The sequence below is a fragment of the Sphingopyxis sp. Root154 genome, assembly GCF_001427105.1.
In the GTDB taxonomy this organism is placed as follows: Bacteria; Pseudomonadota; Alphaproteobacteria; order Sphingomonadales; family Sphingomonadaceae; genus Sphingopyxis.
Genome location: NZ_LMGI01000001.1, coordinates 1 through 21739 on the forward strand (window position 1 = coordinate 1; position 21739 = coordinate 21739).

Genomic DNA, 21739 nt, shown 5'->3' on the forward strand with positions numbered 1-21739 from the left:
CGTCGAACCTGATCATTTCGGGCCGCTATATCCTGCAACCCGAAGTGATGCGCGTGCTCGAAAAACAGGAAAAGGGCGCGGGCGGCGAAATCCAGCTAACCGACGCGATGGCGACGATGATCGGCAACCAGCCCTTCCACGCCGTCACCTTCGACGGCGCGCGTTACGACTGCGGATCGAAGGCGGGCTATATTCAGGCCAATCTCGCGGTCGCGCTTGAACGGCCCGACATAGCGAACGAAGTCAGGGCGTTCCTTGTCGCCAAGCTGAGCTAAACACCTCCGCTTTTTTCCGAACGCTCAAGAAACCGGACAGGCGTCAAAAGCGAGAAGCGCGGCACTAGCCGCAGTTTCGAGTGATCTCGCGCACGTAAACCTGTGGTGTGCACCTGCCATTTACCGTAAGTGTCGTTGAACCAGCGGTCGGGAACATCCTCCGCTACCGAGGCGCGTCGATGGTTTTAACCGCACACCTGGAATTTTACGAAAGCGCGCACGGCAAGCGCATGCTGCTTACGCTTCATGAGCAATCGGAGGCTAAAGACCTGCCGGGCGAACTCGCCAAAATTCATTTGGCGACGCCGTCGGGTCTGATCATCGAAGCTGACCGTCCAGCGACCGCAGACGATCATCTGGAAGTCGAATTCTCTCCAGACGTACGGGTAACCGCCCGAGTCCTTTGGAAGAGTGGCAAGCTATTCGGCTGCGAATTTGAAAATCTGACCACCGATACGGTGAGTACCGCGCCGCTACATGACGAAGAACTCCCGCCCCAGAATTTCAGACGAAGACGCAACGACACGGCTTTGTCGAATTCTGCAGGAGAAACACTGGGAAGCAAAATGCGGAGTCTTCGGTCCCAGCACGGCATGATGCAGGACGACATCGCCGCCAGCCTAGGCGTCAGCGTTGCGTCCGTGAGCAACTGGGAGACCGACCGATCGTTTCCTAAGCGTGGAAGACTGGTCGATCTCGCTAAGCTTTTGGGCGTGCCGGCGGGAGATCTCGCGTCATTTTATGTCGAGGAGCAAATTATCGACGAGCAAGACAAGCTTGCCTCAGTCCGTACTGAAATCGCCACCATTCTTGGTGTCGAAACTGCACAGATTAAGATTCTTGTCGAACATTGACCTCACCAACTAGTCCCATGTGACGGAACGCAGCCACCAATAGAACAAGCCGGGCTAACATTGAGTTTGGTTTGCGACGATCCTCTTTAGGAACATGGCTCGAAAGAAGGTCGAGCCAAGAACCTGGGCGAAAGGAATGCCCGACTCCCTGTTAACCAAATCAAGATCAGCGGCGGCATTACTCAAAGGAAGCCGCCGGATGCAATTTCATTCAGGCAAAAAAAGAGGCGGCCATAAATGGCCGCCTCTCTTCAAATGGTCTGCAATGTCAGGCGTAGCGAACCGAAACCTGAGGACGACGACGGCGCATGCCGAAGCCAACCGCGGCGAAGCCGATCATCATCAACGCCCAAGTCGCGGGTTCCGGAACCGCATTGATGGCGAAGTTATCCGTCTCAAACGCATTCGACGTCGAGCTCAGCCGTAGCGTCGTGAAAGCGGTCTGGCTACCGTCGGTCAGATTGAAGCGGACGACCGGGTTCAAGTTCGGATCCGTCTGGCTGCCATTCGCAGGGTTGAAGATATCCGACCCCGTGAAGCTCGCCAGGACGTTGCCACCTACGTCGAGAAACTCGAGCAGGTTGTAAGCGTCGACCGAACCCCAGATGAAGCTGATGTTCGAAATATTTCCGAACGACGAGAGATCCAAGTTACCGGGCGACCCATCGGCCGGGCTAACAGTCCAAAAGCTGCCGCTGCTGCCGAAGGGCTGAGCACTGACGCCGCTCACACTGGTATTCGTTACGAGGCCGCCCGAAACGGGAGCCGGCGATTCAAAGTCATACGTGGGCGCCGGACCGGAATAAACCGCCGTGCCCGGCGTCACGGAACCGAGGGTAATTGCGGCGCTTGCGGCCGCGGGAAGAGCCATTGTTGCCGTTGCAGCAAGCAAGGTCTTAATTAGTAAAGTTCGCATCGTTCGTAGCTCCCTAGATTAAAGGCGATAACCCGCGCGACTCGCCTGATTGCGTTACGTGTTTAGTAAGATTTAACCAAAACGTTCGAATATGCGAATCAAAAATATGCCCCGGAACGGGACATGCCGGATGCCCGTTGCCGAAAACGGCGCAGTCGCTGGGGGCTTGGCGACAGCGGCAGCGAAAATGGCCAACGAATTCGACAGCACCGCGACTTGCGCTTTTGTTACGAACGGTTCCCGGGCAGCAGCTTCCCGTCAACGGACAATCAGCATTCTTTGACAAAGCGGGACGCGGAGCCCCGTGACGGCCTGCTATCAATCGCGGAGCGACCCTCGATTGTGCGGCGCCCCCGGGCGCTTCCTGGTATAAAGCAGCGACGCTGCCGCAATCAGCAGGATTCCGGCCATCTCTTGAAAAGAGCCCAGAGGAAACTCGGTCGCACCTCGGCCAAGGATGTCGTCAAGATGATGGAATGACGCGGCCCGTAAAAGAATGAAGAGCGCGATGAAGACGAGTCCGCCGAGGGCAAGACGTACGCTGTAATGCATTCGCCGCGTCAACCAGAGTATCGCCGAACCGAAAACTACGGCGCCGATCGCCAAAGCCACGACAAAAATATACTGAATCTTGCGATGATCAGCATACCAGCCATTTGCCTTGGCATGGGCGCGTCCGATCATGGTCAGAAGTGTCTGCAAATCGAGGAGCTCGTTGATTCCAAGAAAGAGCAGAAGAACCGCCGTGAGCCGCCAGAACATATTCTCGCGCGAATTTCGCTGAAGCCATGCGTGCTGTGCGGCGCGCGAGCACAGTATCGCTGCCAGGAGATAGGCCGTGACCGTTATCCAATCCGCCACATCAGCATGTGCAATCGATGCTTGCCAATCGCCTATCATCAGGCGCGTCGTTCGGGCGCTATATGGTTCATAAGATTAAAGCATAGTTTGGGGACCGATCGGCGCAACCATTCACGACCGTCGCCAGCTGCATCCGCCCAACAAGTTGTCGGTGCTGTCGATCGGACATGCTGTCCGCTCGGCGAAGATGTCACCGAGACACTCGAAGCAATCCCGGTCCGATGGAAGGTGGGCCAGACTGCCCGCGCGGGATCAGCTGCCGTGCCCGCGATAAAATCACGCAGCCGCTAGCCTCCTTCCACGTCACCCCGCACGGCAATGTGCCAAATTTTTTTACCCGCCCATCTCGGTATCGCGCTCTGGCGAAAGTTATGCGCCGTCTAGAAGTGCCGCTCTCGATCAAGCGTGACCGGCTTCATACCACCATCCAGATCGCGATGGGTTGGACCGACAGCCATCTCTACGAGTTCCGCTTCGCAGGCGGCGCCGCGTTCGGCGTTCCGGACCCCGACTATATTTCCAACACGAGCGACGCCCGCAAGGCGACGCTGGGCGCCGCGCTCGAAGACTGCGGCGCCAGGTCCTTACACTACGTCTATGATTTTGGCGACTATTGGGATCATATCGTCAGCGTAGAACGGATCGAAACCGGCGAGTCGGGTTTTCCTTATCCGTCACTCCTCGCCGCGACAGGCCAATGCCCCACCGAAGATGTGGGCGGTCCAACAGGCTATCTCCAATATCTCGAAGCACTCGCCGATCCCGAACACCCTGAGCATGAAGACCTGCTCGGATGGGGACCGGCTGATTTTGACCCCAACGAAGTCAATGACGCCGACATTGCAATCCGGCTCCCCCGTACGTCGACGGTCGCTATTAATCGCCTGGAACATCGTAAGTTAAGCTCCCCTTGCAGTGAATGAACCTTGGGGGTCAGCTCCTACACATCGGCTGAATAGTGCCCATCCGGTCAACGCAGCGCGTGGATCATCCCTGCTGAATCATCGTGGGAGCGGCCCGATTCTGGCCCAGCAGTGTGGCAATTACGGCGCCCTATGCCCGAGCACAGCCACGGTCCGTGGCGTCGGGAGACTTTGAGCGAGCTGCCGAGGTGGGGATCATCTGCCCCCTACTCCGAAAGTGGTAGGAACCTGTAATAGGTCTATCGGTTAACACGACTAGCCGCATCCTGCTTGCCCGCGCTCGCGGGATGGGGTGAAAAGGGGGGCGGCAGGGGTGACCCTGTCGCCCTCACCTTGCCTATTCTCGTCGGTGTGCCACCATTTATCAGGCATTCTCCTCCACCTGATTGAACCCTTAACGCAGCAAGCCGCTCGATACCTGCTTTTCGATTTTGCCGGCTTCGCTGCTCACAAAGGCGCCTGGCCATACGCGATCAGCACTGCAGATTAAGTGAAGTTATCAATTGTGCAGTTGGTCACACGATAGAAATGAAATCGCATGTAAGATGATCAGGCGATCCGCGCATTAGGGCGGCAGGGGTAACTCTGTCGCCCTTTTCTGTCGAGCGCTTCGGCAGCTCTGTCCGCCTTGTGAGTCAAGAACCGAACTGGAAAGAGCGCGCTGACGCGGCCGATTGCTGGCTGTTATTGGCCGTCGTGGCTGGCGCTTTCATAGCGGGGCTTATTGCTGCTCTCATCTGGGCGGCTGCGGCACGTCCCGATCGGCATCGCTCGGCGTTTAGCCGAACCGTAGTTGCTATTCCCGCTGCATGTGGTGGTTTGCCTAAAGTCGCGTCACAGCCAAGTAACGAAGGATGGAGCCCATAAGACATCTCGTCGCTTTAGTGGCCAGCATGACTTGATCCTCGCCGAGTGAACTAAGGATGTGGCGGGTTGGCGCTAAATATCGGAACCGAAAACTGTCGGCTTCATGGCGACGAGTTTCCGGTTGATTTCAGCCATTCTGGTTTCCAATGACATCCACTCTGGGCGGAGCTTGGCTCCATCGCCAAATTCCGAACGAAGCCGGGCCTGCGCATCGATCATAATGTCTCGGCTGCGTATCAGGCCGTCCCACTTCTCTTTTGCAAGTTCGCGAGAGTGGATGGGTGCTCGCATGCCCACAACTACCTGACGCTCAAGGGCATCTCGGCGCGCCGTCAGATCGATTGCTTCGCCCACCGTATCAGGCGCTTCACCCTCAGTGTTCAGGAGCGGTTGGCCGCAATAGCTGGCAGACTTGACATGGTGCTTTACGACATAATTGACAAAAGCGGCGCCGTCTTGCGGACCAAGTTGATCTCGGATCGTTCGAACCGTCTGCATGTCGCTCAAGTCGATCTCAGACAATGTAATGTTTCTTGCTTCGGGCGCACACCCCCCGAGCAGACTAACGAAAAGCAGAAAAGTTCGAGTCATGGCGAATCCTTCAAGCCCACCTGCCTAGCTCATCAAGGTTAATAAAAACGAGCCGCGGGTCGGAGCCCGGTTGATAGCGACGAGATTCTTTGGTGCCGGGCCTGGTAATGGATTGGGCTGCCACCATCATACGACATGAAGCTGACGAGCCGCGGCGATACATAAAACCCACAGGCTGAATGCAGTTCGTCCTCCGCCGAAAAGCATGAGCCGCCAGACAAGCGATAAAGGGACGAACTGGAGCTTTCTGACTGAGGCAAGCTTCGAGATGCAGATGCGCGTCCCAATGTTAACCGCGCGGCGCACTTCCTCGAAACCTTGCGCGACATTCGCCGAAGCGGGCCAGTGCCGGCGTTTCGATCGTGGAAGGCAGAGGCGCGCGGCTTTTACTCCAAATTAGCGTTTGCCTGACAATATTGCGCGAGGGGTCGCGGATCCAAGATTACTTGTGTCGATCGCTCCGGCTTGTTCCGTGACGCTTGCTGTCGCGGCTGCAAAGGGGCGGCGAATATTAATAGTTCGGAATCGCTGCATAAATATTTGCAATCGAGGAAACCTATGCGCCGTTTTGTTTTAGTATCCGCTTTTGCTCTCGCGACCGCATCCTGCGGCGGCGGAGGTTCCGGAAGCAGCAGTGATGCAGCCCCCTCGGTCGTGCTGCCGCCACCGCCGTCCGCACCGCCGACAACTCCGACACCGACACCGCCGCCTGCGGGTTCAGTAGGGGCTGATGCAGGCGCGGCAGCGCAAAGCGTTACCGCGGTCGCGAGTAACTTCGATCCGATGAGCGAACTGTTGTCGGCTTCGCTGCCCCCAACTGCGGCACCCGATGTCGTGGGAGCGTTTCGCTTCATCTGCATGCCCGGACAGCTCAAGGCTGACGACCCGATCGTCTATCCTGGACAGCCGGGAAGGAGCCACTTGCACCAATTCTTCGGCAACGACACCGCCGATGCCTATTCAACTTACGCCTCGCTGCGCGCAGCCGGCAACTCGACATGCATGTCACCGGTGAACCGGTCAGCCTATTGGGTTCCTGCTCTGCTTAATGGCAAAGGTCAGGTAGTCCGGCCCGACTATGTGACCATTTATTACAAGCGACGCCCGAAGTCGGACCCGATCGTGTCCGATCCCACTCACCCGCAGTACCAGGGGAAGGCGACTAATCTTCCTAACGGCCTGAGGTTCATCTTTGGGCGCGACATGCTCAACCTGGGCGACGCACCGACAGGCAAGCTGCACTTCGCCTGTGATGGGCCAGTACCCTATACCCCTCAGGACTGGTCGAACTTCGAGGACGCTCAACGGGGCTGTCCTGTGGGCAACCGAATTGGGGCCCGAATGAGCGCACCGGATTGCTGGGACGGAAAAAACCTGGACAGTCCCGATCACCGAAGTCATGTTTCCTATGGTTCCTACGGAAACTGGGGCTATCTGAAGTGCCCGACAACCCATCCTTTTGTCATACCGTCTTTCACCATTGGCGTTTGGTATACTCAGGCTGCCGGAGAAACTTACGCGTTCGTCTCCGATCACATGGACACATCGCCAACGCACAAGCGCGGCGACACATTTCATTCAGACTTCTTCATGGCATGGGATCCGATCGTTCACGAACTTTGGGAGAAGAACTGTCTCGACAAAATGCTGAATTGCTCGACTGGTGATCTCGGCAACGGCCAGAGAATCAAGCAGAGCTGGGAAGCAAACTGGACAGCGAATCCCCGCCTCGTGAGCCTCAATTAGGCAAAGTAGGCGCGGTCGCCAGCGGACGCGCGCAGTGACGCTGGTATGCGGTTCACGCTCGGCGTGCGCATGAATCCAATCTTGCTTAATTGAGCAGTGGAAGCGCGTATGTTCCGCTACCAAAATCAAACGGATCGCAGCAATCCATGATGGAGAGGGTGACGCATTTATTTATCTTCCTGGCCGCTCTTGCTCAGACCTGAAATAATTGCGACCCGACAACCGACTCTTCCACGAGCATGGCCGCGAGATCGCAAGCGTTCGCGGCATGAGCGGCGCGCCAGCGTCTCGTAGGCGCCGTGATCGTCTCGCGGCAGCCTCGCCGCAGAATAGGATTGCTTACAGAATCTGCGGCCAGCGTCATTTTCGGCAGCGGTGAATTTGCTGGTAGCGTCGCGCGCTGGAGCGCCAACCCACGCTCGAACCATTGGGTCAATTACGTCCCATCAAACGGCGGACGGTGTGCCCGGCTACACCGAGAACGACGACGGCTTGCCCTTCTTGGTGCTGCGACCTTCTGTGGGGGATATGCTTGTCCGCTGCTGGTGTCGTCCCAATTATTGGCCGATGACTTCTCCGCCGGGATATGGAAAACTATCCGCATGAACCCACGCACTCTACGGAACGTCGCCAAGACGGTCTTCACCAAGCAGATGTTTCAGCAACTTCGCCTTGCTGCGATATCCCACGCGAAAGCGGAACCCGGCATTTGCCCCGCCTGCGACTATGACGGCAGGTTCTCGCCATTCGGCATGCCAGTGCGGACAGGAGTGATGTGCCCGAAATGCTGGTCGCTGGAACGCCAGCGGCTGCTCGCGCTGGCGATGAAGCGCGGCGAGATCGAGATCGCCGGGCGAGATATTATTCATTTCGCCGGCGAGTATAGCGTAACCCATTTGATCCTTTCGAAACAGCCAAGTAGCTATAAAATTTCGGAATATGAAGGCGATCATGGCGATGTGCGCCTCGACATCGAGCATATCGACCTACCCGATAACTCGCTCGACCTTGTCATCGCCAACCACATCCTCGAGCATATCGACGACCGCACGGCGCTGGCCGAAATCTATCGCGTGCTCCGACCTGGCGGCGAAATCATTTGTATGTTCCCGATCATCGAAGGCTGGTCCGAAACGTACGAAAATTCGAGCATCACGGATCCCGTTGGCCGCGACATGCATTTCGGCCAGTGGGATCATGTGCGGTACTATGGCAGCGACGTTCGCGACCGTATCCGCGAGGCTGGGTTCACGCTGCGAGAGATTACCGCCGGGCCAGAAGACTTTCTTAGGTACAGGTTGAGTCGGGGCGAAAAGATATTCATTGGCCGAAAGTAGGGCACAGCCGTTGCCCCACTGTACCAGAAGATGGACCACGATGAAGGTCATGATAAGGTTGTCGCACGACGTATGGTCATAGGCGCTCCCTGGCCTTGCGAACTCTGTGTCGGTTGTTCCGACCCAGACTGGCGCTAACCGTCTCGCTGGTCCAACTGAGATCGACCAAGGTTCGGCCAAATGGCCGCAAAAAGGGAGAAAGGCTTGCGCTTCCTATATCTATTGCTCGTCGCGCCGCTAGCCGAGGCGCAGGCCGCCAACGATCGGCTTCAGACAGCTCGCGACGAGATGGACGTTGTTCGGAACGTCGCAGATCAGGCGGTCTATGCATGCTCACGCCAGCAATACGCCAAGTGCGCGGCGAGCGCGCGTCAAGCTGGTGGTAACGCAGCGGGCCGCGCCGTTCATGCAAACGCTGGCACGTTGGAGAGACCGCACCACCCTCCAGTTGAGCCGCAAGTCGTCACCCTCCCTAAAGTCGGTGACACAAAGCCTGTCCCATCGGGACTCAAAATCGCCACGCTGCTCGGACCGAAGCGCATCCCACCCAGTTCGGCGCCCGATGTCGTCGGCGCGTTTCGCTTCCTGTGCAGTGCGGGGCAAATCAGCTATGACGATCCGATCGTTTACCCCGGCAAGCCCGGCGCGGCCCATCTGCATCAGTTCTTCGGAAACCTCGGCGCAACCGCGCTTTCCACATACGAAAGCCTGCGAAAAAGCGGCGAGAGCACCTGTCAAAACGATTTAAATCGGTCGGCCTATTGGATGCCGGCGATGCTCGACGGAAAAGGCAATGTCGTGCGGCCCGATTTCGTATCGATCTATTACAAGCGCCGCCCCGCCACCGATTCTTTCTGCACCACCGCCGCGAGGGGGTGTGTCGGGATTCCGCGCGGCCTTCGCTTCGTCTTCGGTTGGGATCAGACGAGACCCACCGAGCGACAGCCTCAAAACAACAAGCTGTTCAACTTCAAGTGTGTGCAGGGCTGGACCCCCACGACGGCTGCTTTCCCCGACATGATCGAGCCGATGAAGGCATGCAAGCCTGGCCAATGGCTCTCAGCCACGATTAGTACGCCGCAATGTTGGAACGGGGTCGAACTCGATTCAAAAGATCATCGCAGCCACCTCGCCGAGATGGTACGCAATGGGAATAGGGGCCTGAATGCCTGCCCGGCCTCGCATCCGTGGATTATCCCGCAATTTACGATGGGCGTTTCATACAGCATCGAGGTTGGCGACGATCCGACGCTATGGACGCTTTCGAGCGACCACATGCTGCCTCCTGCGATGCGCCGTCCCGGTTCGACCTTTCACAGCGACTATTTCGAGGCGTGGCAGGATGAGATCCGGCTTCGTTGGGAAGCGGGCTGCATCGATAAGATGCTCAACTGCTCGGATGGAGATCTTGGCGACGGGCAGATCATGGCGCGCGGCAAGCGATACTCGTCGGGAAAGGCGTTGCCTCGTTTGGTTCCGGTCCCCTGACAACGGAGAAAATTACGCTCGGCACCAGCTTTCGCAGGCCTCGATTCTTCGCTGATCATTCCCAATAATATACCGTGCGCCGCGCGGGCATCTCCCCGAGAGCGGCACGTTGTCGGCTGGTTGGCCAGGTAAAGCCATATCTGTGCCAGACGCTCGGTCGTAACTCCAAGGTCCGCGCGACAGACCAAGTATCGCCCCCCGCGGGTCCCAGCAGCGTTCACGGGTAAGAGCAGACGTGCGCGCTCGGGAATCGAGAGTCTCTCGATTCACATCGGGACTCGGAGGCCGGAGCTGCTCGGCTCCAGGGATTGCTTCGAGCGGCGAGCGTCTTCTGCGGCTGAAAATTCTAACACGGCGGCTGTCGAAATTCCCGTACAGCCTGTCATCGACTCCCCTCGTCAGCCACGTCACGACCCTTCAAACCCCACCTAGCCAACCAGATTATGCCGTCTTCGGCACTTTGGTTCGATCAATGCTCGCCATCTTCGATCCACCTGCTTCAATCTCGGTCACAATCATGTTCAATTTGGTATCTCGAAAGTTTTGAATAATTTCGCTATTCTTTTCAATTGCTTCACGGAGCGCCTGGACGACGGCCTCGTTCGGCAACCCAATATGGGCAATCGAGCCCATCGTGACCAAAGTAGCGACAGCCAGATCAATTAGCGACCACCGCCAGATGTCACCTGTTAAACTCGCAATCGAAGGGCCCAATTGGAAAAGCAAACCGACCTTTCCTCTCGTGACGAAAGAGATAGCGCCGACCCGATCTGCGATGGCCGTGTTCCCCAGAGCCTCCGGGCTTACCGCGAACAAAACGTCCTGGTTATTATCTTGATCCGGGGTCAGCGAAAGGAGAGTTGCCGCGAGTATGTCCTGCCGATGTGAACGAATAAGGGAGGCAGCTTGCGAAGTGGACCAGCCCATCTGCAAAAGCTCCACGGCAACGGTCGTTTCGATCACGAGCGGCAGGGTGTAAGCTACACGCCTTCCTTTGCCGGGATTTGCGTCGCCAGGGATGCCTTCGCCCTGCAGCTTGCGCAGGCGGGCTCGAAACGCGCCACCATCATTCCCCGAGACGTTGTTCATTTGCGCGAGCGCCGCGGTCAACTGGGCGTATGTCAGCTGCATAATTGCTCCAAAAGCGGAAGCCACTTTGTTGCTTGGAAGGACCAAAGGGAAATCTCTAACAGGCGCTTGTACTAAGTGGATATAGCTACGGTCCCTCCCCCTATCGCTTGTTCAGTTTATCGGCCGCGGCTTGAGCCTTTTCTTTCTTTGAGTATGATCCGTTGAGGGGAATCTCCGATAAGAACGCGCCCTCGCACGCGACCTCCACCACCCAATATTTTCCCGCCACATCGGGTCCGCGGACTTCGTATGTGGGCATCATATCCTCCCTAAATCCACGGCAGCGTCTCCAATTCAAATTTGGCTCGCTGGTGGGCTTCATTCTGCCTCCTACACCATCTGTTTATGATGCCCCGCTACGCATCGAAGTCAACGACGGTCGACAATATTGGTCGCGGCCGATTTGGATCTATTGGCGTAGAACGCTGCGGAGGGACGAGGTATGGTGGACGAGAAAAACGAAGCCGCCCTTTCGAAGTCGGTCGCCGAAGTACCCGCTCCGGAGTCTACGGACATTGAGCAACTTCAGCGGGGATATCATAATTTGCTTCATCGCGTATCTGACCTTGAGAGATTGCTGGACAATACTCGCCGCGAGGTATCCGAAGCGCGATGGGGCCTGAAGCTTCTTCGCAACGCGACAACCGATCTGCTGGCGCCCATTATGCTCGTCGGTGCCGCAAGTTTTCTTTTCGGATGGATCGAAGCGAAAAGTTGGTATGATTATGTGATCGTTGGTGGCGCTGGTACCTTGGGGATTTGCTGGCTTCGCAACGTCAGTCGGAGTTTTGACGGCGTTACCATAGCACCCTAGCGCCTTAATGACGGCGTTCTTGGGCAGAACTGCTTGAACAATGGAGCCGGAGTTTTGTAACCATGCCGACTTTCGAAATTGCCGGGCCAGGTCCGGAAGGCGACTTTTCGGTTGTACGCGCCGACACCATAGGCGACATCACGCGCTATACCACCCTTCCCGTGTTTTTTACGACGGCTGAGGAGGCGCAACAGGCAGCTGACACTTTCAATGCCGACCCTGCTTCTGCGCCCGCCTGATCAATATCGGTGGCGCCAGATGAAGATTTCTGTTCTCAAAGATGAGAATCTTTTCTGTGTCGCATTTATCCCGATTCTTGCGAGCCAACGGTATCTTAAAACCGACCGATGGACCGAAAATATTGGCCTCGCGTCGTTCTCGCGGCTCTCCAGCGCTTAGAGATCTGAAACTCTCTAGGTAGAACCCACGATTTGTTCCGCAGTTTTCCGCCATTTCGGCGCGCAGGCGACCGACGCTATGTCCTCAGTTCGACCGCGCCGGGTCCCGCCTCGCGCTCAGTTATCCGGCGCGACAGGCCATGACCAAGCGCAATGATGGGCTTCTCGATGAGCACATACGATGCGATTGCGATCGGGATGAAGGCGACCGCCCACGCAAAGTTCCCGGAGTCGTAGAGCGCCTCTGCGCCGGTGACCGTGCCGCCCCAGGCGATGGGAGCCAGCGACAGCTGCTGCCAGAGATAGAGGCTATACGACACTAACCCCATCTTGTTTAGCCATGCGTTCCGTAGCACCGCAGGCAGGACACCGCCGGGTTGACCGAACAGCGTCCCGAACATAACCGCGGCGGCCAGCACAGGCTGCGCTGGCCCAAGGAGCTTCACGACAATCTGCGGCGCAGCGGGCAGCACGATTAGCACTGCGAGGCAAAGCCATATCCATTTCGGGGCGATCGCTGCAAGATGCTCCCGCAAACCCACGAACAGGGCAACCACTACTCCGACCATGATGTAGATGAAGCTGCCGAGCGGGGCTAAGAACAAAGAGCCGACAAACAGCCCAGTCAGGAGGACAATGGCGATACTCCGACGCGGCCAAGCGGCGAACGCAAAGATCATCGGCCAGACGAGATAGAATTGCTCTTCAACAGCGAGGCTCCATGTGTGGGCAAGCCACCACGAGCACGAGAAGCCGGAGAAATTGCATACGTAGAGCGAGCTTCGCAGCACCGCCTCATCGCCGACCTGCACCAGTCCCGCGCGGCCGAGCAGATAGACCGCAAGCACATAGACATAGAACGCCGGCATGATCCGAAAGACGCGCCGGACATAGAACGCTTTTAGGCTGACTCGGTCGCGCTTTGCCTCTTCGGCGACCAGCAGCGTCGTGATCAAGTAGCCACTAATCATGAAGAAGAAGCAGACACCCAGCGTGCCGAGCGACGAAATGACCGCAAAGCTTCTGCTGCCGAGCGAAAGCCCAAGCCCGTTAAGCGCATCGATTGGATAGATTCCCTTGGCGCGATAGGCGAAGAGATGGCCAACGATGACCATCAGCACGCTGATGCCGCGCCAGCCGTCAATTACGGCATTACGCCCCGTGGATTGATCCCTCCCCATGAGCTCCGGCTATCATCAGGGACGACCGCACGCAACTGAGTGGCAAAGAATGCCGCTGTGGACTGACAACAACTGTTGCCAGAACTCGGCGCATCCCTATTGCATCGGATATTAGAAATGGCTGTTTTTCTTCACTTGCGCGTTGACCTGCCTCTTAAACGCTAATTCACATATCGGCGCGTAATGCGACCTGGGTGCCGCTACGGTCGGTTTGAACCTTCATTTCGACAGTGAGGTAAGATCGATCGCTTCAACATGTTTCCAGTCGTTGCCGGACCAATAGCCAACATGGGTAGCGCCGAGCGATACGGCAGTTGGGAGCAGGAGGATGTTGGCCATCTCGTCCGGCGTGACCGGGCGCCACCCGTCACCGACACTCTGCAAACCATACCAGCCGACCGCCGGCGGCGTCGCTCGAACCATCAGTCCTTCTTTCCGCCTTCGAAAACGACAATCACCGGGTTCCGGCTTCCCGGGTCGAACTTCTCGGCCGCCAGCCGAAGAACGTCCGCATACTCCCGCCCGGTCTCGTCTGCGGGATCATTAAATCTGCCGCCCTCTCCAATCCGCCGCGCCGTGTTCGACCGGTACTGTCTTTTCGTATTCAACCTGCGTTCGTCACCACCTGGTCGAGGTGCTCCATCCGCATGAGATAGCTGTCGTGCGAAATCGCCTTATGTTCTTCGAGATAGCTCAGCGCGGTTTCCGCGATGTTGCGAAGGCTTTGCCCATGGAGGCCGAGTGTACCGCGATACGCATGGAAAGTGCCCGTAGCAATTTGCTGCTCGACATATCTCGCGAGGACCGAGATCACGAACTTGGCCGCGGTCGCGTCGTCCACAACTATCGCGTCCCGAATGTCGTTGCTTTGCCCGATCATCGGTCGCATCGCCACCCGAACTTTTTCCCACATATGCAGGTGGCGAAATATCGCGTCGCACCGGTCAAGCGCCTGAAGCGAAAGATCGACAGCTGTCATTATGCCCCCACCTTCACGATCCTTCCCGTGCACGAATTGAAGCCACTTATGCTGTGCCCCGAATCATCGTCGCGGAAGATTCTGGCATTCGCAAAACTTAAATTCCGATAACATGCGTTTAGATCGCCACGCGGGTTTGAGATAGCCAAGCAATGGCGATCGCGCGATGTTTCATCCCGGCGGACTCGAGGAAATGATCTTTATGGTGCAAGGCACCGCTTTGCGTTTTTTCGCTGCTCGCTTAGTGCAACCGTCAAGTGCCTCACGGTTTACCTCGGATATCCGCGCCGCGTCCGCCCAAACCTTCCAGCCTTCCGGATCGGCCACCTGTAACATTCGCTGGCCTGCTTCCCACCCACTTCGCTGCAACATCCCGGCAGCGCGCTTTTCAGGCCAGTGCCAGTTGTCAGGAGCGGAGTGAGCGATTATCGCCGGGAGGGTCAACCCGCCGAACGCTCCGATGGTGGTCGCTATGATCGCGACAACGATCAGCCAGAATTTCTGCTGCTGCGCGCTTTGCGCCGATGCGGTTACCTCCGTGATGGCACGCGCCGCCGCCTCGAGCCGCTGCTGGGCACTGCGCCATGTCTGATGATCCTCCTCGCGGACGCTATTTCCCGCAGCCCTGATCTGGTCGGCGATCAGCTGCGGCGACAGTGCAACCGCCGGCCGGTCTTTCATCGCGGCTATTTCGTTGCCGATCGCGTCGCACCGATCGTGAATACGGCCAAGCTCGGGGCTGTAATCGCGCGCAAGAAGTTCCTGCTGGCGCGCAGCAAAACCATCGACGGACGCGGTAAGGCCGGCGAGCCGGAGACCCATCGCGTCGAACGCCTGGTCGGCGGAGAGGGTTTCGGGGGGTGGTTCGTGGGTCATATGCGAGGCTTAACGCCCCAATCCGCGCGAGCGCGAGGGGCTGAGCCATTGATGGAGGTCGTGAGACAGCGGCTTTTTGCTCATAGCGTCCAGCCCAAGCTGAATGCGGCGATTCTGGAGCAGCGACTCGAGCTGCGGGTCACGGTGAAGGCTCTTCGCCATATCCCCGAGCGCCTTGCCGACCCGCTCGGCGCCGACATGATCATGGGCGCGCTTATGCTGCTGAAGCTGTTTCATGCCCCGCTGCCATTCGGTAACGAACCGATCGGCGCGGGCCTGTGTATCGATGCGAAGCGTCCGCTCGGCGCGCATCGCCTGAACCGCGCGCAGCGTGCGGCCGCTCGCCGTCTCGGGGATCAGCGCCGGATTTTTGGCCATGGCGGCGCCGAGATCGCGGACACCGTCAGGCCGGACCGCATCGAGCTCATGGGCCGCCGTGGCCATCGCATCATTCTGATGAAGGAGTGGTTTCAGACCCTTGTCGCGCATCGCAACAATATCCTGCGCGGCGCGTCCATAGCGCTGGACAGCTCGATCAATCGGATCGGACGGCGGCGTTCGTTCGACCGCGTGGGCGTTGATCCGCAGACCGTCGAACCGGCCGCGGCGCGGCGGGTCGGGAACAATCTTCACCTGTTCGACGAGCCCGGCCGGACGGCGCAGTTGGAGCCCTGCAAAAATATCACGCTTCGGCTGCTGCGCGGGCCGAGCGACGGCGATCGCCCTGCTCGAATCGCGATAATCGCTCGCCATATCCTTGCCGCGCTCACGTGATGCAGTCCGCACGAATTTCTTTTGATTGGTGAAGTCGTCGCGGCCGTAGTAGAGATCGACCTGCTCGCGGTGCCTGGACAGTGCGACGTACGTCGAATGGCTGTCTACCCCCGGCGTCGCGAGCACCTGCACCCGGTCGACGGTGATGCCCTGCGCCTTGTGGATCGTCGCCGCATAGCCATGATCGACCTGGGCATAATCCTTCAGATCGAAGGCGACGTTGCGGCCGTCGTCAAGCATCACGCCCATTCGCAATGCGTTGACCGCCTGGACGGTGCCGAGCGAACCGTTCCTCACGCCGAGGCCGCGCTCGTTCTTCAGGAACATGATGCGGTCGCCGGGCGCAAAGTGGCGCGCGCCGCGCTCAGCATTGATCCGGATATCCGAACCGAGCGCCCCGCTCGCACGCATACGTTCGCGCGCCGTCCCGTTGAGCAGGCCAACTTCATCATTTGTGTGGGTGAGAATGATCCGGCTCGCGTCAGGATGACGTTGCCTATCGCGATCCCACGCGTCGATCAGCGCGGAGCGCGCAGCATCGCGGGTGTCGGCAGCGTGGACATGTCCACCATCCGCATAGCGACCGATCGCCTCGCCTGTCCGTCCCGTCGCGAGCTCGCGCGTTGCATCGCGCTGCCATTCGACTTCCTGCCGGCGGATCGTGGTGATCTCGATAGCGCCGTGGCGCTCAGCCGCCGCGCGGAACGCCGCGCCGGCCTCGATCGCCTGCAGCTGTTCGGGATCGCCGACGAGGACGATCTTCGCGCCTTGGCGTTCAGCTTCCGACACAACGCGCTGGAGCTGCCGCGTCCCGACCATCCCCGCCTCGTCGATGACGAGTATATGTTTCTCTGTCAGCCGGTCTCGATCGTTGGCCCACTGATGTTCGAGGCTGGCAAGCGTGCGCGAGGCGATGCCCGAACCTTGCTCGAGACCCTCAGCGGCGATGCCCGAGAGCGCCGCGCCCTGCACCTGGTACCCCTCCGCTTCCCACGAATCGCGCGCAACGCCGAGCATCGCGCTCTTGCCGGTCCCGGCATAGCCGATGACATTGCTGATCCCGCGCGAACTTGTGACGTACTCGAGCGCGCCGCGCTGCTCGGCGGACAGATCAAGACCGCGACCATACGCTCTCGCCAACGCGAGCTCGCGATGGCGATCGGCGACACTGTGATTGCGGCGCGCATCGAGTATCGCAGTTGCACGCTCCAACCGCCGTTCGGTCTCGATCATGAAGCGCGAGGTGAACCGATCTTCGCCGCGCCCATCCTTGCCCAGCGCAACTAGATTGGGCGAAGTTTTCACTGCCGACATCACCGCGTCGAACTGTTCCCGCCCATCACTGTGCCGGTGGACAAATATCGCCAGGTCGCGGTTGGTGAACGTGGATTGGCGATGCGTGATCGCGTTGAGCGCAATCGACGGATTGCCGATAATCTTCGCGCCGTTCGAGCGGGCGATCTCCAGATGCTCAACGTACCGGTCGGCCTCAAGTCCCTGCGCAGCCATGCGCGATGCCGCGGGGCCGATCTTGTGCTGCGGTTCGAGGTCGATACCCTGCTCTTCCAAGGTGCGATGATCGACCCGCGCATCGATATCGAGCGCCGCGAGCCGTTCGTTGACGTGCTCCGCCCAAGCTTCGCGCCAGTGCGACAAAAGCTCGGTACGGTTCCAGTTGCGCACCTTCGCACCGAACTCCACGGATCCGTCCTCGCCGACCGAGATCTCGCGCATGGTGAGCATGACGTGGGCGTGCGGCTTCGCGAGCCCCTCGGCGCCGATATCCCAATGGACATTGAGATCGGCGATCATGCCGCGCTCAACGAATTCGCGCTGGACAAAGTCTCGGACCAGCGCGACGCCCTGTTCCTGCGTCATTTCGCGCGGGATAGCGAATTCGATCTCGCGCGCGAGCTGCGCATCCTTGCGAAGCTCGGCCGCCTCGACGTCATTCCAGAGCCGTTCGCGGTCACGCCATTTTTCCGGCGCGTTCTCAGGCAACAGGATTTCGCTGTGGACGACACCCGCCTTGCTCGAAAAGTCGTGGCTGCGCCCAAGGCGCTCATCGTACAGGCGGTGCGCCGAACGATAGGCTGCAGCGGCGACAGCGCTGCTGCCAAGCGCGCGTGAAATGACCTTTGCCGAGAAATGGTAGATCGCCATGACGGCAATCCATTTACGGCAAGAAGAGTACGTCGGCACGACGTATAAGCGCGCTCTCGCCCGATTTCATCGCACGCAGCATCGTTACAGCTCAGTGGATTTCAACGCATTGCCGTCGCGTCCAACTTGGCATAGCTGGTTCGTCCGACTCCATCAAATGGAAGGACAGACGATGCGCAAACCGCGTGATTTCGACCCCGAACTCCAGGCACTCACCGACAAGGCAAAGACGCTCAAGACGAAGAAGCAAGGACAGCTCGGCGAGCTGGTCGTTGCGACTGGCGCCGACACGCTGTCAATCGAGCAGCTTGCCGGCGCGCTGATCGAGGCCGCCGCCGCCGACACCGCGCGAAAGGAGGCGTGGCGCAAGAGCGGCGCGGCCTTCTTTCGCGGAAAGGGTGCCCGCGCTCGCAAAGGCGCTGGCCGGAACGAGGGCAGCGCATCAGCGATCGGCGCAGGCGCGGAACCGCCTGCAAGCGAAACGGGCGCGGCATGACACGCGGGCGTGGCAGGTGAAGCGCCGCGAGCGCACGCGCCAGCTGATCGAACTCGGCGGCCTCGTCGCCAAGGCCGACCTGGTCGAGTTGACCGGCGACGATCGCGCGGTCATTCTCGGGCTGCTCGTCGAAGCTGCCGCGGCGCTGCGAGGCGAGCGCCGCGAGCAGCAACAATCACTGTGGCGCCGCCGGGGGCGGCGCGCATTTTCGCCGGAAGGCGCCGAAGCTATTTAGCTTTAGCACGGCCGCGCGCGGCGGGCTTGCGACCGCCACCGCGGCCCTTGGTGCCGAGACCGATTTCCTTGGCAAGTTCGCGCCGACGCTCCGAATAGTTCGGTGCGACCATCGGATAGTCCTTCGGCAGATTCCATTTCGCGCGATACTCGTCGGGCGTCATGCCGAAATTCGTCATCAGATAACGCCGCATCATGGTGAGCTTTTTGCCGTCTTCGAGGCAGACGATGTAGTCAGGTTTCACCGACGCGCGCACCGACACGGCGGGCTGCTGCGGTTCGGGCTCGGGTTTGGCGTTCAATTTCAGGCCGGCGAGTGCGTCATGCACCGTGCGGATAAGTCCCGGAATATCGGATATGGCGACGCTATTGTTGGTGACATGCGCGGCGACAATGTCGGCGGTCAATGTGACCAGCGTTTCGGCATCTTCCATTCGATTTTCCTTCGAGAGCTAAGCTAGTTCGCTCTACCCTCTAGCGATACAATCCGGTTCGGACAAATCTGGAGAGCCAGATCTTTGGATTATTCGCCGGCATACTATTGGCGCGGCCTCTCCGCTGCATCTCGAAGATCGTCGAGCCGCTCGGAACAAATCGCGTGTACCGCGCGGCCGAGTTCTTCAACCCGCGCGCCAAGCCAAGTCAGCTCTTCTTCGCTGATCCGATAATGCTTGGAATATCGCGCCTTGGTATAGGCTTCCTTCAACTTCTGGAACATCGCGCGTTCGCGGTGCGTAGCCTGTGGCCAAATCCCATAGAGGCGGCGATCAAGCCCTTCGGCGAGTGATCGCAGGAAGGCGATATTATGGTTGTACGGGGTGTAGTATGTTAAGGTTAGCAGGAGACCCGCGTACAGACGCTCGGTAGCCTGATGAAGCAAGAAAGCCGCCTCTTTAGGTCGCTTCTGCCTCGCCAGATCGCGTGACGTATTCAGCCAAACGACTGCGCCTGGGTAATAATCTTCGAAGTACTCCTGCGCCACCGCAAGCGCCTGCGCAGCGGTCTTCGGTTTCGGCGTTGCGAGTTCACTGCCATCCGCTTCGTAAAGCGCGAGGCCATCTTTCGCGACTTCCATGAAAAAGACCCGGCCGTGCGCGAGCCCATCGTTCACCTCGTGCAGCGAGTGAACGATGAAGTTGACCGGGGTGCGGAGTGTCTTCTCGATCGTATAGGCGCGGATCAACCGCTCCTCAGCTTTCGCCCAATAGGCGGCGCGGTCGGTCAGCTCCTTCTGGCTGACGATGACGAGGATGTCGTAATCGGATTTATACTGGTTCGCCGACTGCGTCGCATCGACCCAGTCGCCGCGCGCGTGGCTACCGAACAGGATGATCTTGAGGATGCGGGCGCCCTTGCGGCGCCCGGTTGCATTCTCGGTGGCCTGACCAAACTCGTCGAACAATATCTCGACGATGCGCTCAAGCTCGCGCTGCTTGTTTGCCGGGAGATGATCGAGGTCGGTGCGCATTGTTGTCACCCTGTAATTGCATCGGCCGGATGGCAAGTAGCATCCGACCGATCGGCAACAGTCACGGTCAATTTTCCACCCTCAATTCTCAGCAAAGGCGAGAAGGAAATCGCTCGCCTTGCTGGCTTGGCTGGCAGCGCGGAAGATCGCCTTCTCGTCGTTCTGCAGCACCGACAGCCATGACGCGATATAATCCGAATGCCGGACGGTGGGCGAGATGCCAAGCGATGCACAGGTGAACGCCGCCGCCATCTCGGCGACAAGCTCTTCCTTGGCGTAAGCTTCCGATCCGAACCTGCCCTTCTGGTCGCGGTCCAAGCGGTTCGCGTGTCCAGTCCAGTGGCCAAGTTCATGGAACGCAGTGCGATACCAGTTGATCGGTTCATGGAAGGCGCCGATCGGCGGCACCTGCACAAAATCATGGCTGGGGCTGTAGAAGGCTTTGCCGCCTCCGACCTGAACCCGCGCGCCGCTCGCCTCGATTAGGGCATTGGCCTCGGCAACGACCAGCACGTCGTCAGGAACCGGATGTGCGTCGTGGAATTTATCCGGCAATCCCTCGCACTGGTCGACGTTGAAGACGACAAAGCGCTTCAGGAAAGCCACCTGCTTCGCTTCGCGATCCTCGCCGCGCGCGGCCTCGGCTTCGGTCTTCGGCGTGAACCGGTCGGCATAGCAGATGACCGTGCCCTTCTCGCCGCGCCGGACATTACCGCCCGCGGCCTCGGCCTGACGATAGGTCAGCCAGCGCTGCAAAGGAAAGCCACGGCTGACAGCCTCCGCCCACAGGATCAGCACATTGATCCCGCTATACTTGCGATCGGTCAGTACATTGCGTGGCATCGTGCAGCCGCAGGCCGCGCTGTCCCACGGCTGCACCCATGGCAGCCGCCCTTCTTTAAGCTCGGCTATGATCCGGCCCGTGACGTCGGAATAGAGGCTCTGCCGTTCGACTTTCTGCTGTTTCATATTCCTTCTCCTTCAACCGCACCCCGGCCCGGAAGGGGGCGGGGTGGGCGGCAGGAAGGAGCCGGCAGACCCGCATCATCGGGCGGGCTGCATCCGCAGGACCGCAACGAAGAGGAGGACGCGCGGCACGCGGGTTGCGGCCCGGCCGGGCGGGACTAAGGCGAGTGACGCCCACCCTGCCCCCGCCGTGCCGGGATAGATACACGCCGCCGCGCAGCGGCGACCGCATGCGTGCCAGCGGCACCTCGTCAGAAACGACTCGGATGACGATCGCGCCGCCCGCGGCGCGGTCATTTGCAAAGCGGCCGTCGCTGACGGCCCCAACGATGCGGCGAGACAAAAAAACATGCCTTCGAGAGAAATTCTTTCGCCGCGAGTCGAACGCCGGGTCAAGGGTC

At 59.2% G+C, this 21739-nt stretch carries 21 protein-coding genes and 1 pseudogene; 10 read left to right on the forward strand and 12 right to left on the reverse strand.

Translation table 11 applies throughout. The features are described from left to right. Window positions 1-275: pseudogene (locus ASD73_RS00005) on the forward strand (UTP--glucose-1-phosphate uridylyltransferase); the annotation flags it as partial. A gap of 179 nt (window positions 276-454) precedes the next feature. After that, the gene (locus ASD73_RS22040; protein ID WP_082521252.1) at window positions 455-1129 is read left to right on the forward strand and encodes a helix-turn-helix domain-containing protein; all 675 of its coding nucleotides are present in this window, start codon (window positions 455-457) and stop codon (window positions 1127-1129) included. A gap of 268 nt (window positions 1130-1397) precedes the next feature. Here ASD73_RS22040 and ASD73_RS00015 read toward each other — a convergent pair whose 3' ends face one another. Then, entirely contained in the window at window positions 1398-2000 is a 603-nt protein-coding gene (locus ASD73_RS00015) for an Npun_F0296 family exosortase-dependent surface protein (RefSeq protein WP_056370239.1), read from the reverse strand. A 363-nt stretch (window positions 2001-2363) separates the two neighbouring features. Then, entirely contained in the window at window positions 2364-2945 is a 582-nt protein-coding gene (locus ASD73_RS00020) for a hypothetical protein (protein WP_056375863.1), read from the reverse strand. A gap of 332 nt (window positions 2946-3277) precedes the next feature. Between ASD73_RS00020 and ASD73_RS00025 the strand changes: the two genes are divergently transcribed. Continuing rightward, window positions 3278-3829, forward strand: coding sequence for a plasmid pRiA4b ORF-3 family protein (locus ASD73_RS00025; protein WP_162248108.1), 552 nt, complete (start codon window positions 3278-3280; stop codon window positions 3827-3829). A 939-nt stretch (window positions 3830-4768) separates the two neighbouring features. Here the strand turns inward: ASD73_RS00025 and ASD73_RS00030 are convergent. Continuing rightward, window positions 4769-5218 carry a hypothetical protein gene (locus tag ASD73_RS00030; protein ID WP_056370232.1) on the reverse strand — a complete coding sequence of 150 codons (450 nt, stop codon included), beginning with the start codon at window positions 5216-5218 and terminating at the stop codon, window positions 4769-4771. A 627-nt stretch (window positions 5219-5845) separates the two neighbouring features. Here ASD73_RS00030 and ASD73_RS22045 point away from each other — a divergent pair. The 3 genes from ASD73_RS22045 (at window position 5846) to ASD73_RS22050 (ending at window position 9858) form a co-directional block, all read left to right on the forward strand. Further along, on the forward strand, window positions 5846-7033 hold the full coding sequence (locus tag ASD73_RS22045; protein ID WP_082521255.1) for a DUF1996 domain-containing protein: 1188 nt from the start codon (window positions 5846-5848) through the stop codon (window positions 7031-7033). Window positions 7034-7593: 560 nt separating this feature from the next. Next, window positions 7594-8370, forward strand: a complete 777-nt coding sequence (locus ASD73_RS00040; RefSeq protein ID WP_235534024.1) for a class I SAM-dependent methyltransferase — start codon at window positions 7594-7596, stop codon at window positions 8368-8370. 180 nt (window positions 8371-8550) lie between these two features. Continuing rightward, window positions 8551-9858, forward strand: coding sequence for a DUF1996 domain-containing protein (locus ASD73_RS22050; protein ID WP_056370227.1), 1308 nt, complete (start codon window positions 8551-8553; stop codon window positions 9856-9858). A 441-nt stretch (window positions 9859-10299) separates the two neighbouring features. On the opposite strand, the gene ASD73_RS00055 is transcribed toward ASD73_RS22050, so the two are convergent. After that, window positions 10300-10989 carry a hypothetical protein gene (locus ASD73_RS00055; RefSeq protein ID WP_056370224.1) on the reverse strand — a complete coding sequence of 230 codons (690 nt, stop codon included), beginning with the start codon at window positions 10987-10989 and terminating at the stop codon, window positions 10300-10302. Between the two features lie 442 nt (window positions 10990-11431). Here ASD73_RS00055 and ASD73_RS22610 point away from each other — a divergent pair, with 442 nt between their 5' ends. Beyond that, on the forward strand, window positions 11432-11803 hold the full coding sequence (locus tag ASD73_RS22610) for a hypothetical protein (protein WP_056370222.1): 372 nt from the start codon (window positions 11432-11434) through the stop codon (window positions 11801-11803). A gap of 62 nt (window positions 11804-11865) precedes the next feature. Then, window positions 11866-12042: a hypothetical protein gene (locus ASD73_RS22615; RefSeq protein WP_156377222.1), complete on the forward strand. Its 177-nt coding sequence runs from the start codon at window positions 11866-11868 to the stop codon at window positions 12040-12042. A 236-nt stretch (window positions 12043-12278) separates the two neighbouring features. On the opposite strand, the gene ASD73_RS00060 is transcribed toward ASD73_RS22615, so the two are convergent. The 5 genes from ASD73_RS00060 to traA all read right to left on the reverse strand — a co-directional run bounded on the left by ASD73_RS00060 (window position 12279) and on the right by traA (window position 18174). Beyond that, window positions 12279-13382, reverse strand: coding sequence for an acyltransferase family protein (locus ASD73_RS00060; protein WP_056375868.1), 1104 nt, complete (start codon window positions 13380-13382; stop codon window positions 12279-12281). 219 nt (window positions 13383-13601) lie between these two features. Next, complete coding sequence (locus ASD73_RS00065; RefSeq protein ID WP_056370218.1) at window positions 13602-13805, reverse strand: hypothetical protein; 204 nt, start codon at window positions 13803-13805, stop codon at window positions 13602-13604. Window positions 13806-13986: 181 nt separating this feature from the next. Next, the gene (locus tag ASD73_RS00070) at window positions 13987-14361 is read right to left on the reverse strand and encodes a hypothetical protein (protein ID WP_156377223.1); all 375 of its coding nucleotides are present in this window, start codon (window positions 14359-14361) and stop codon (window positions 13987-13989) included. Window positions 14362-14532: 171 nt separating this feature from the next. Beyond that, window positions 14533-15237, reverse strand: coding sequence for a DUF6118 family protein (locus tag ASD73_RS00075; RefSeq protein ID WP_056370214.1), 705 nt, complete (start codon window positions 15235-15237; stop codon window positions 14533-14535). Window positions 15238-15246: 9 nt separating this feature from the next. Beyond that, a complete protein-coding gene (gene traA, locus ASD73_RS00080; RefSeq protein ID WP_056370211.1) occupies window positions 15247-18174 on the reverse strand; it encodes a Ti-type conjugative transfer relaxase TraA in 2928 nt (975 codons plus the stop codon). Window positions 18175-18346: 172 nt separating this feature from the next. On the opposite strand from traA, the gene ASD73_RS00085 reads away from it, so the two are divergent. Together ASD73_RS00085 and ASD73_RS00090 are read left to right on the forward strand one after the other, a co-directional pair. Then, entirely contained in the window at window positions 18347-18670 is a 324-nt protein-coding gene (locus ASD73_RS00085) for a conjugal transfer protein TraD (protein WP_056370534.1), read from the forward strand. A gap of 16 nt (window positions 18671-18686) precedes the next feature. After that, a complete protein-coding gene (locus ASD73_RS00090) occupies window positions 18687-18905 on the forward strand; it encodes a conjugal transfer protein TraD (protein ID WP_056370210.1) in 219 nt (72 codons plus the stop codon). On the opposite strand, the gene ASD73_RS00095 is transcribed toward ASD73_RS00090, so the two are convergent. The 3 genes from ASD73_RS00095 to ASD73_RS00105 all read right to left on the reverse strand — a co-directional run bounded on the left by ASD73_RS00095 (window position 18898) and on the right by ASD73_RS00105 (window position 21341). Next, window positions 18898-19338, reverse strand: coding sequence for a MucR family transcriptional regulator (locus tag ASD73_RS00095; RefSeq protein WP_056370208.1), 441 nt, complete (start codon window positions 19336-19338; stop codon window positions 18898-18900). The two genes, ASD73_RS00090 and ASD73_RS00095, sit on opposite strands and share 8 nt — an antisense overlap. A 104-nt stretch (window positions 19339-19442) precedes the next feature. Next, the gene (locus ASD73_RS00100) at window positions 19443-20372 is read right to left on the reverse strand and encodes a nucleotidyltransferase and HEPN domain-containing protein (protein WP_056370206.1); all 930 of its coding nucleotides are present in this window, start codon (window positions 20370-20372) and stop codon (window positions 19443-19445) included. A gap of 81 nt (window positions 20373-20453) precedes the next feature. After that, window positions 20454-21341 (reverse strand): ArdC family protein, encoded by an 888-nt coding sequence (locus ASD73_RS00105; RefSeq protein WP_056375870.1) that lies wholly within the window; start codon window positions 21339-21341, stop codon window positions 20454-20456. Between the last annotated feature and the right edge of the window lie 398 nt (window positions 21342-21739).